9 protein-coding genes and 2 pseudogenes are annotated in these 10880 nt (G+C 35.4%); 6 read left to right on the top strand and 5 right to left on the bottom strand.

The genetic code is table 11. The features are described from left to right. Positions 1-15: 15 nt before the first annotated feature. Together DEF52_RS05485 and DEF52_RS05480 are read right to left on the bottom strand one after the other, a co-directional pair. Positions 16-1296: a hypothetical protein gene (locus tag DEF52_RS05485; protein ID WP_151808079.1), complete on the bottom strand. Its 1281-nt coding sequence runs from the start codon at positions 1294-1296 to the stop codon at positions 16-18. Between the two features lie 8 nt (positions 1297-1304). Beyond that, positions 1305-3092 carry a hypothetical protein gene (locus DEF52_RS05480; protein WP_151808078.1) on the bottom strand — a complete coding sequence of 596 codons (1788 nt, stop codon included), beginning with the start codon at positions 3090-3092 and terminating at the stop codon, positions 1305-1307. Between the two features lie 190 nt (positions 3093-3282). Here DEF52_RS05480 and DEF52_RS06165 point away from each other — a divergent pair, with 190 nt between their 5' ends. From DEF52_RS06165 to DEF52_RS05470, 3 genes are all read left to right on the top strand, one after another. Then, entirely contained in the window at positions 3283-3450 is a 168-nt protein-coding gene (locus DEF52_RS06165; protein ID WP_153296813.1) for a hypothetical protein, read from the top strand. 77 nt (positions 3451-3527) lie between these two features. Next, positions 3528-3755 (top strand): helix-turn-helix domain-containing protein, encoded by a 228-nt coding sequence (locus DEF52_RS05475; RefSeq protein ID WP_151808077.1) that lies wholly within the window; start codon positions 3528-3530, stop codon positions 3753-3755. 44 nt (positions 3756-3799) lie between these two features. Beyond that, positions 3800-4168: an IS630 family transposase gene (locus DEF52_RS05470; protein WP_151808076.1), complete on the top strand. Its 369-nt coding sequence runs from the start codon at positions 3800-3802 to the stop codon at positions 4166-4168. Here DEF52_RS05470 and DEF52_RS05465 read toward each other — a convergent pair. Beyond that, positions 4155-5448 (bottom strand): annotated as a pseudogene (locus DEF52_RS05465) (IS4 family transposase). The gene DEF52_RS05470 and the pseudogene DEF52_RS05465 overlap by 14 nt on opposite strands. Positions 5449-5540: 92 nt before the next feature. On the opposite strand from DEF52_RS05465, the pseudogene DEF52_RS05460 reads away from it, so the two are divergent. The 3 genes and pseudogenes from DEF52_RS05460 to DEF52_RS06160 all read left to right on the top strand — a co-directional run bounded on the left by DEF52_RS05460 (position 5541) and on the right by DEF52_RS06160 (position 9314). Beyond that, positions 5541-6267: pseudogene (locus DEF52_RS05460) on the top strand (IS5 family transposase). A gap of 286 nt (positions 6268-6553) precedes the next feature. After that, entirely contained in the window at positions 6554-8917 is a 2364-nt protein-coding gene (locus tag DEF52_RS05455) for a TomO hydrophobic C-terminal domain-containing protein (RefSeq protein ID WP_237357368.1), read from the top strand. 220 nt (positions 8918-9137) lie between these two features. Next, positions 9138-9314, top strand: a complete 177-nt coding sequence (locus DEF52_RS06160) for a hypothetical protein (RefSeq protein ID WP_153296812.1) — start codon at positions 9138-9140, stop codon at positions 9312-9314. Between the two features lie 261 nt (positions 9315-9575). Here DEF52_RS06160 and DEF52_RS05450 read toward each other — a convergent pair whose 3' ends face one another. Beyond that, positions 9576-10397 (bottom strand): Rpn family recombination-promoting nuclease/putative transposase, encoded by an 822-nt coding sequence (locus DEF52_RS05450; RefSeq protein ID WP_151808075.1) that lies wholly within the window; start codon positions 10395-10397, stop codon positions 9576-9578. Continuing rightward, the coding region (locus DEF52_RS05445) for a group II intron maturase-specific domain-containing protein (RefSeq protein WP_272897554.1) at positions 10394-10880 on the bottom strand (487 nt) is incomplete at its 5' end. The genes DEF52_RS05445 and DEF52_RS05450, both read right to left, overlap by 4 nt.

Here is a 10880-nt window from a genome sequence, read left to right as displayed (position 1 = left end):
ATTTTATAATACATTCTAACACTTTTTCCTTAACTTAATGGCAGTGATATCTTTTCCTCCTATCCTTTCTTCTGAATGGTTAAATAAGTACACACTTATACTTTTTGCTTCCTCAGGCTTGTTTAATAAAGGTAATTGACCAAGTAAAAAACGACTTAAGTAATCTCTTGTATATTGCTCTGAAGGAAATGTATAGTATAATTCCCCTAACAGATCTTTTACTTGACTTTCCTTATCCTTGCACTTTTCATTACTACAAACTATATCAAGTAAGGACTGCATTAAGGACTGCATAACAGGCTTTTCATTTCTTTTTATTTGAGATGGCTGGTCAGAAATTATATATGAATCTCCCTGATCATTAAGGTTAACACCCATACAAATAACATGCTCGGAGTTCGTTAATAAGCGCATTTTGTTACGAAGTAATCCTCTAGCATAACTCGATGCTTCTGATAATGCATTTTCTACACTACCCTTTGGTTTCAATTCCATTATTACCGGAACAGCCTTCCAAGAGCGACCTCCTCCTCTCACAAGGAACACAATATCGCTATAACCTCTCCCTGTTAATAGTTCCAAGTATAACCTTAAGTTATAGCGATAACGGAAGTTCATCAACATACCACTAATAAACCCATGCTGTGCTGCTTCTTTATCACTATTTTGTATGAGATTTTTTTCCTTAAGATCAGAGTAAAGCCCTTTGGCCTCTTTGATTATTTCTTTAATACCCCCTCTACTATCTTCGAAATTACCCGTAGCTAAGTCAGCTACTCTGCTTTCTAAATTTTCACCTACTTTGCAACCGATTGTTTTGAAACCTCTGATTTCAGGTGTATCGTTACCTGTTTTATGTTCTACTAAGACTTTAAACTTCCATTTTCCATCCCCTCCTTCAAGTTCCTCTCTACCTATTAAAACCTTAGTTGCACTTAACCCTTTACCTATATTCTTTATTTCTGCTTCCAAGTCATCATTAGACTTTTTGTTTCCACTTTCTGAAAAAATAAATAGATGTTTTTTCTTTTCTTCTCCAATCTCTGCGATGATATGTAACTCCTTTTTAAGTAAGCGAAAGTGCAAATCTTTTATTTTAAGCTTTTCAGCAAGTTCTGTACTTCTTAAGCTAGCAAACATACCAGCAAAGAAATTTATAAAAAACCCTTCCTTTTCTGGCACAGCAGAGGCCCCACTCGGTTTTGGTATTTGATCTAAGAACGACTGAAATCTTTCTTGAAAACTTCTACCACCACTGCTTGCATTGAACAGATACTGTATTAATTCTTCTTTCACATCAGATCCTATTTAGATACTTCTTTTTCAATAGAGCGAGTAGACTGTATATCACTCAAAGACGATGGTACAAAATTACCAGCAGCCTTACTAGTAATCTCAGTTCCATCTTTCTTGGTAAGATGACTCATGCCACTTAGAGACGACTGTACATACCTACCATAAGCCCCGATAGCCCTGGATCTACGTTTTTGGACGGGAGACCGCTCACCACTAAAGGAAGGTAATGCACAATCATCATAAGCTCTGGTTCCAGGTCGATCTTCTCTAATAGGAGCTACAATGTCGGAAAGTGACTTGGACCTAGCTCTAGGTTCAGCATGATCATATTGCTGAAACTGATTTATTTTATTCTTTATATCATCACGCAAACCATCATCTGACAATAATTCAGAAATTTTTATCATCGATTCCCTTATCCTAAATTCCTTGTGTAGCTCAGATGCTTCATTCCATTTCTCTTTGTAGGAAGGATTGTGCTTCAGAATCTCTTCTATAGCTCTTACAAAATCGCTACTGTACTTAGTATCACCAAGAACCTTAATCAACAGATCTTTTCCACCTTGAATATACAAAGCACAACATGCTTTGCTTGAATTACGAAATGATTCAGCTATTTTCTCACGCCCCATCTTACTCGCAGAATTTAGTATCTTCTCCAGAGGCTCAAATGCACCTACCATAGCAAGGTCTAATAACGTATCGATTAATCCAGACCTACCTCTACTCAAATCATCGAGACAGAGCCCTCTAAGATTTTTAAACCCTTCCGCTTCCCAGACCCAGACTAAAAAATCAGCTCCGATTCTCATCAACTCCCTACTAGGTGCAGCACCAACCCTAGAACCCATTCCACAAACAAGGTGATTCTCAAATTCTTTACGTGAAATACTCTCAGGTTCCAAACAATCAATTAACTTCTCGACATACCCAAACAAATACCCATTTTCCAGCCTATCTAATATAGAATAACAGCCATGAATCCCAAAATCCTTCTGTAGAAGCACCTCATAATTATCAACACTGAGGTTAGCAAGACAAAAATCTATGACATTAGCATTGCTATGCCTGAGGCTGAAACTACCAGATGAAGTAGCATAAAGCGCTGCGTCAATTAAGATTTGAGCAAGTTCACTTTCTTTTGTTTCTTCTAACTTATTACAAAAGAACTCAAGAGCTTCTATACACCCTTCCTCTTTTGCGCATTCAAACCCATATTTCCATAAATCAACTTGGCTTCCACAGTCTAAGTTTTTACGATAATTCTTATTATATTTTGCTATCAACTCTTTAAGATTATCTAAAACCCCCTTGTTAGGTTTGGCCTTATATTTACCTTCCTCATCTACAACATGGATATAATGTGACCAGAACTCCATAAGTCTAGAGTATCTACTAAGTGTGTCTGTAATAAACTCCTCTTCCGACTCTGAATCACCCTTGTATTCACCTAGCGATGAAAAAGTGCCACGTATACTTTCCTCTGAGCAAAGCCAACATTTAACTTTGTAACTCTTATAGTCATTCAATAAACTTTCACCGCCTACTTTTTTTATGCTAAGTAATTCTTTTAAAACAGATGCCCTATTAAGAATAGGGTCCCCATATTCTCTTTTCGTCCAATATTTTTCATCTGAGAAATTATTTAGCTCTTTAGAAATATAAGAGAGATCTGAACTCGTTAGGATCTTCCTCCCAAATGGCTTGTACCACTCCCTAATCTGAAAGCGCTTTACAGCATAGCTCTTTTCACTTTCCGAAACTGAATTTATAAACTTTTTTTCCTCTTCATTCATAGACTATCATACCTCCATTGCGTGCAAACTTGCCAGATTGTATGGAGAATTTTTCTTCACGTCAAACTATTTTAAAGCCTTTCATCAGCTTGACCTGTCTAGAAGTTTCAGTAATACCAATTCCTAAAAATAAATAGACGAATAAAGAAAAATTTCTAAAATAGAATAATTTAAGAATGAGAGGGGAGTTATGGCAGGAAAAAGTAAAGCAATAGGAGAAGAATTATATAATAAGTGTAACCTGGAATTAAAGAAGCACGGTATAAGAGGAGAGATAGGAAGAAGATTACAGGCAATAATATCTGCAAAAGAATATCGAATAACAAAAGTTTATACCGAATTACTAGAACTAAATTGATGAAGTGGATTACAAGATTTAAGGAAGGAGGAGTCAATGCGTTTAAAATATAACCAGGACGTGGAGTAAAGCCGAAGTTGAGCTACAAGCAGCAAGAAGAAATTAAAAATGTCATAGCAGAAGAAGGAGCCAACCTAACGGCTAAGAAATTAAAAATCATAATTGAGAAAATATTTTCTATTGAGGTAAGTAAGTCTACAGCACATAGACTGATGCAAAAGTTAGGTTTTTCGTATATTACCCCAAGGCCTGTGCACAATAAACAGGATAAAAATAAACAAGAAGAGTTTAAAAAAAAATCTTAATGAAACTATTGTCACGTATCCCGAAAAAGAGCTATTTTTCTTCGATGAGTCGCGGTTTGGCACACATTCAAAACGGGTGGTTTAAAAAAGGCATTAGGACACAGGTTAAGGTAAAATTAGGTAGGCAAAACTTTTATCTCTATAGTGCAGTTAATCCTAGAAATGGAGAGAGTTCTAGCTCAAACGTCAATACTGATTGTATGAATATATTCCTTGAGCAGATGTCACAATATTTAGGAACAAGGGAAGCATTTCTTGTTGTGGATTGTGCAGGATGGCATAGATCCAAAGGTTTAAAAATACCACAAAATATTACCTTAATCTATTTACCTCCATATTCACCAGAGTTAAATCTAGTAGAGCGTTTATGGCAATATTTGAAAGACCATACGCGTCAAGTTAAGAGATTGTGAGCAAATTTAGAGAGGTTAAAGTGGATACTCTAGCCCTTCTACGTTTGTCTTTTAATGAAAATCGCGACCAAGTTATAGTGAGTTTTTTAAGAAATGCTTTTAAACTATTAATTTTGGTTAATACTAAAAATAACTCTCTAACCCGCCTTTTTAGCTCAATAAATGCCTTTGTTAAGCTAAGTTCTGTATTCTTTTTCACTTCTGTGCAACCAACTATGCCGTGAAATATAAGAATTGCGCACAATTTAGCATATAGTTCACATAATACTCTGCATGGCTTTCCTTTTAGCTTATCAAGCCTGATATGGCTTTTATACAATTTAAATAATAACTCAATTTGCCACCTTACTCTGTAAATCGTTAATACTTGCTCAGCACTAATTTTATTTTCTGGAACATTAGTTATACCAGTTCAACAATTTTTGATTTCTTTTAGAGGATGTATCTCCCTGCGATCTTGCTAATCTATTAGCTTTCCTTCTTCTGGCTATAGACTGTTCTTCAGTTAGTTTCTGACATATAATTCTTACTCTAATTTTTGCTTCTTTTCCTAACAATACCTCGTTTTCTAAAAATCTCTAAACATTCTAATAACTCCATTTTTTGATTTGTTTCTACATCATATACGTTGGTATCGACGACTTATGAAATAAGCTCCTATTTCATTGATTTGTTTAAAAGAACTTGGCACAAAATAACCGAGATCAGATATTAGCAAATCATTGCTTGATATATTACTTAAATGTTTCCTATATCCCTGGTCTGATCTTATTCCCTCCGTTAAATTAAGTTGGTCTATTATCTGATTCATGTAATCGAAAACTAATTGTAACTTTATTCCAGACTTAGTATTGCTTTCATAGCCACTGTAGCTAGTACCATAACCTTTATACATCTCTTCCATACTGTTAGGTAGAGTAATATAGCTACTGTCCAATAATTTAACACTATTAAATTGCTGTAAGATTTTGCAATCAACTTGCAAGATATTTTTAAAGAGAACCACAGATTCATTATACATCCTTTTCATAAATTCCACTGCTTCTTCAGTAAATCTAAAATCCAAACCTTGTTTTGTTATATCTCTCGTTTAGTAATTGACACATTGTTTCTACGCTACAATTATCAACCCCTATATTACCCAAGACTATGGCTTTTACGAACGATGAGCCTTTTAGCTTTCTCTTTCTTTTTATAAACCTTGTTGTAATTGAGATTTTGTCTGCTTTTTCATTAAAAAATTCTTTGAGCTTTTTTGATAAGCAAGTTATTTTATTCATTGGTTCTCTCACTAAAAGTATATCTGGGAGAACTTATACCTTATTATTCTATCTCTTTCATACCTTTATTTCCTTAACTTGACGCGTATGGAATAAAAAACAGTCTGCCAGGTAAGGAAGGAGATAGAGGAAGAAGCGCAAAAGATAACAGGAGATTCGTAGCTGCAATAATGTGGATAGGTAGAACAGGAGCAACATGGAGAGCATTGCCTGCTGAGTATGGAAAATGGTCAAGTGTACATAAACGTTTTATAAGGTGTGCAAAATCTGGTGTGTGGCAGATGATTTTCAACACATTAGCTGTTAATGGAGACACAGAGTGGCTCATGATAGACTCAACAATAATCAGGGCAGATCAACATGCTGCTGGTGCAAGAAAAAAATGTGGAAACTGGTAGACAAGAACAAGAGCTGGGACGGTGCAAAGGAGGATTTTCAAGCAAATTACACGCTGCTTGTGATGCTTTGGGCAACCCACTGAGATTTTTTGTTACTGCAGGGCAAAGATCGGATTACGTAAAAGCTTTAGACCTGATAGAAGGCAAGAACATGGAGGCACTTATTGCCGATAAAGGGTATGACGCAAATTATATGATTGAGGCTGCAGAAGCTGTAAATGCTGAGCCAGTAATCCCACCGCGTTCCAATAGAAAAACACCAAGAGAATATGACAAAGAATTGTATAAAGAGAGAAACTTAATCGAAAGGATGTTCAACAAAATCAAGCACTTCCGCAGAGTTGCTACACGCTACGACAAATTGGCCATAGCTTTTCTGTCTTTTGTTCACATTGCTGGCATTTTTCTTTGGTTGAAATAAATGTCGACACTACCTAGAGAAATCTGTCTGAAATTATTGAGTATTTTCTAGAAATCTTGATTTGACAGCTAACACCAGGTTTTCTGGAGACTATAGGTGATGCACTTTTTAACATTACCCTATTTATATTCCCAAGAATAAGGTCAGTAGATATGTTGTTTTCCAGAAGAATATTAGTAAGATTAATTGGAGAAGTACTGATGGCTTTAACTAAGTGGGTTTTAACTTCGCCATTAAGTTCTGTTCAGCAGTATCTGCTCTGTTCCATTTGTGGTTAGGTAAGGGTATGATTGTAAATACAAAATTCGATCAGCAGAGGGCTGAAGATGATCTATATACTGTTTTGAGATTCAAAGGAAAAGGAGATTTTGAAAGACGGATAAGAGAGCTGCTTGTTAACGATTATAAGAAACTTAGAAAACCACTGAGCAAACTCCTTGGTAAGTTAGAAAGTAAAATAAGGACTGATAAAGAGAACAACCAAGCAGCCAGAAACGTTTATGATCAAATCAAAAAATCTAAAACTAATGAAGATAAATTAAGTAATTTATTGAACTTTAAAAAACAGCTAAAAGCTTTCCTAAAAAATCAAGATGATCGCGGTATTGTGTTAAATGCAATTGACTCTGCAAGTGTTAGTCCTGTTATTGAAGTTGATGTTGTGCACCCAAAAGAGAGTGAGATTAAAAAATTTAAAAAAGCTCAACCTCTTACCTCTAACAGGCAAGACTTTGAAGACGCTCTGAGATACATAGAATCACAAGAAAAAGTTATGGGGATTACATTAGAGAAGCTTAGGGAATACAAGCAACACTCTGTTAAGATTTTTCTACTGAACCGTGTTAATTCATGCAAAAATGGGCATTCTCAATTGCATCCTGATGTAAAAGAAGCTATAGCAATATTATCAAATGATAAGCTTAGAGCTTTCTACGATGAAGAAGTAAAGAAGAAGACGCTACAACCAATATTATCCTACAAAGAATGTGAACAATTATATGACAAAATTAACTACGAAAAAAACGAATCTCATATTGTAATTGAAAGAGGAGAACTTGGAGAGAATGTTAGAACAGTAATGGGAGTGAAGCGCTTTATGAGCGAAAGCAGTGAAGAAGATCAGAAAGATTGTGCTAGTCTAACAGACACTGCTGTTGATCAGAGACAAGATCAGAAAGCTTCCAATAATAGTGAATTAATTGAAAATAGTGGCATATCTTCTCTGGATAGCTCAATTAATGTTTTAAGTGATATGAGTGTACCTTCTGGCTTTGATATAAATTTGATTAATTCGAGTACTCCGATTAAACAGATCGGTCAATCTAACCACACTTCTACTGGTGAAGATCCGTTTAATGAAGCAGATCTTAGTGGCAAGATGAATTTAAGTGGTGCAAGTAGAATGGTTGAACCTATGAAACTAATTGTAGATAGGTTGAACAAAGTGGAGGAAATACTAAAACAACAAAATTTTACGTCATTAAGTAGGGAGTTAGCAGAGCTGAAGATGTATTTTCAAGATTTTTTCAATGTTGTAGAAGAACTTATCAGTGAAAGTGGCAAAAAATGCCTAAAGAATGAGCCCGGAGGCAATTTCGAAAATTCATCTGGGGATTTTTTACAACAAATTTGCAGACTTAAATCTAAATTGGAAATACAAGGAAAAATGAATTGTTCTCTAGATCAAAGAAATGAATTATTGATCGAAGAAAACCTTAAACTTGTAGAAAAGAACAAAGTTCTTCTCAATAGAAACAATTTGATTGAGAATCAACTACGTGGCCTACTCGAGGAAAGAGATAGGCTGTATGCTTCGATAGAAGAAAGAGAGAAAGATAAAAATAAGTTGATTGCAGAAAACGAGCAATTAAAATGGGAAAACGATGAGTTAAACAAGCGTGACGACTACATTTTAAGAGCAAACGAAACGAAAAGTATTGCTATACAAACAGAGGACATAAGCAAATCTGGAGAAATTACCCAATCAGATGGTAAGCATCATGGAGAGATAGAACAACAAGAGTTGATAGAAAAGATAGATATAATGGAAGAACAAATTGAGGAACTCACGTCAGAAAGGATTATATTATTGAGCAGCGTAGAACGATTAAAGGCAGAGAATAAACGATTAGAAGACGTTAAAAAAAGCTTGAGTGCCGGGATCTCACATTTTTGCTCTGTAGAAAATTTGTATAATGAGCTTGCAGCTATTGAAAAGAGGGGGAAGCTCGATAATTCAACCCAAAATGAAATGGAGGCGGAAGTTGGCACTGAGGCGATGGTACCTAGAAAGAACGTGGATCTAGTTAATGTAAAACAAGGTTATAGTAAAAGGGCTAGTAACCTATCTCAAGTTCCTGAAAAAAGTTCAGCAGTAAGATCTCAATTCTCAGCAGCAAGCACTCATGGTAGAAAGCAAATAATTTATGCCTCTGCTTCTCTTATATTATCTGGAGCATTTGCTGTTGGCGCAAGTTTAACAATGTCTCATTTAGGAATATCTATTGCACTTGCTTTGACTGCATTAACTTTCCTTACATTGGGATGTTATTGTTCGTACAAGGTAAATACTACGCTTAGGAATATTGAACTTGATCAAACTTTTAAAATGGCTAATCATGAAGCTGTTTTTATGGTTCCTAGTTTATAACTGTTTGGAAAAATATATTGTTTTACTCCCCAAAAGATTTGGTGAAAAGTGGTAAAGGGAGAAGTGCTATCAGCTTTTGGTGTGACAAATTGGTTGCTGAATGGCGGGTGTAAAGTGCTGCTTAGAAAATAAAGAATTTGCAAATAAAATTCTAGGTGCAATAAGGAGATATAGATGAAGAAAAGACCAATTTTAGTAGAAAAATTAGCAGGATTCCTTTGTGGATGATAGTAAGAACTCCAATTATGAATTAGAAATTGAGTATAACACCAAAAAAAAGCTAAAATCATTAAGTTATACGATTGGTAATACATATATGACAGAAAGTAACAGCTTTGCTAGATTATCGATTATAGATCAAAAAGCGCGAAATAACAGCAATTTACAAAATATCTGAAGCGAAAGTGATTTTATGTTACTACAATTAGTGCAGAAAACAGAATTTCAGGACTTTACATCAAGCTAATCCATAACTGAGGTATAAAGGACAAGGATATGAGTAAGTTTGTATGGAACTTCTATATTATAATCTATTACACTAATAAAAGGATTTGGATGCTGTTGAAAAAACATTACTCAGTAGTTTCTAGTGGCATTTTCACTATATACACAACATTTGAGCCGCAATTGCTGGGTTTTATCTAGTATAAAGGTTAATCTAGACACCCAAAGAGCTTAAGTCTTTGACTTCGTTAACTGTAAGACCGGTAGTTTCAGTTATGATATCAATAGAAACCCCTGCTTTAAGTAGATTCTTTGCGACTGCTATTTTAGCTTGCTTTTCTCCCTCTTTTCTGCCTTTTTCATGTCCGATTTTGATGCCTTCTTGCCTACCTTCTTGCCTACCTTTTGCATGACCTAATCTAATACCTTCATCAAATTTTTCAGCAAAAGCCGCAATCTCATCCATTATACGCTTTTTCCTTTGCTCATATGCTAGTAACTCTTCTTCTGACCAGTTAAACTTATTCATCTCTTCATAAGCTCGTTTTATTATTACATCACTACCAACTATTTTGTCTAGGTCCTCTTCCCTCGTTTCTGCTGCATATCGAAAAAAATAACACCATTTTTCTACTATATTTTCTAGTTGATCTTCTTTCGTCTTTGTAAATTTTGGTAATTCAATGAATACGAAATAGAGGTCTTTTAAGTCATGTTCATTGGTATTCTCATCGCGAATAGTATGATTTGATTTGTACTCAGCCTTATCTGGAAAAATAATACAATCAGCAACGGCTATGAAGATAATTTCCTTGAGATTATGGTACTCATCACCCTGATCAGCTTGACTTGAGTAGGCTTTGGCAGCATAATATTGAGCACGTTTTTCGAAGCCTTTGGTTTTAGTGAACTGGTCAGGTAAGGAAGCAGTATTACTACTACCCCCTCCCTTAGAAACGCAGCATGCAGGTTTCCCCACACTACGCTTGAGCCCCTTATCTAAGTTCTTCTTTTCTAGAACCGGCTTGTCCTTCATGATTCCTCAGGAAACATCATTCTTAATGGTGACACCAACAGTAGAGAACCTTCTCTTGAGAAAGAGCTTGCTAACATTCTTGTTCGTTTCACTCTCTCATCAAAATACTTTTTCCATTTTAAGTCAAGGGGATTTGCATCCGCTCTGATTTTAACATGTCGTCTGATAGGTATATCAATCAGCTTAAGCAGTCTTAAATACCGTATCTCTTTTGGTTTGTTCTTGCATATGGGTGCAGCAAAGACCCATTGGCGTTGACCCATTACTTTGAAGTAACGATTCTTTATCCAACGTAATCCTTTACGAGGATGTCTTTTCTTTGCCCATTTCCATAAACTATGCCAAATTTCATTGTCGATCTTTCTAAACGCTTTTTTAGCACACACATGGTGATAGTAATTTCCCCATCCTCTCAGTAGAGAGTTGAGTGACTTAATTACTATAGCCTGAGTGTTCGCTATATTTGCTTTTATCAATGTACGT

The sequence above is a fragment of the Wolbachia endosymbiont of Nasonia oneida genome, assembly GCF_009012935.1.
Taxonomy (GTDB): domain Bacteria; phylum Pseudomonadota; class Alphaproteobacteria; order Rickettsiales; family Anaplasmataceae; genus Wolbachia; species Wolbachia pipientis.
This window is presented reverse-complemented; position numbering and strand designations above follow the sequence as displayed.

Coding starts and splice junctions, on each gene's coding strand:
- DEF52_RS05480 (WP_151808078.1), bottom strand. CDS start 3,092: ATGAATGAAGAGGAAAAAAAGTTTATAAATTCAGTTTCGGAAAGTGAA.
- DEF52_RS06165 (WP_153296813.1), top strand. CDS start 3,283: ATGGCAGGAAAAAGTAAAGCAATAGGAGAAGAATTATATAATAAGTGT.
- DEF52_RS05470 (WP_151808076.1), top strand. CDS start 3,800: ATGAGTCGCGGTTTGGCACACATTCAAAACGGGTGGTTTAAAAAAGGC.
- DEF52_RS05455 (WP_237357368.1), top strand. CDS start 6,554: ATGATTGTAAATACAAAATTCGATCAGCAGAGGGCTGAAGATGATCTA.
- DEF52_RS05450 (WP_151808075.1), bottom strand. CDS start 10,397: ATGAAGGACAAGCCGGTTCTAGAAAAGAAGAACTTAGATAAGGGGCTC.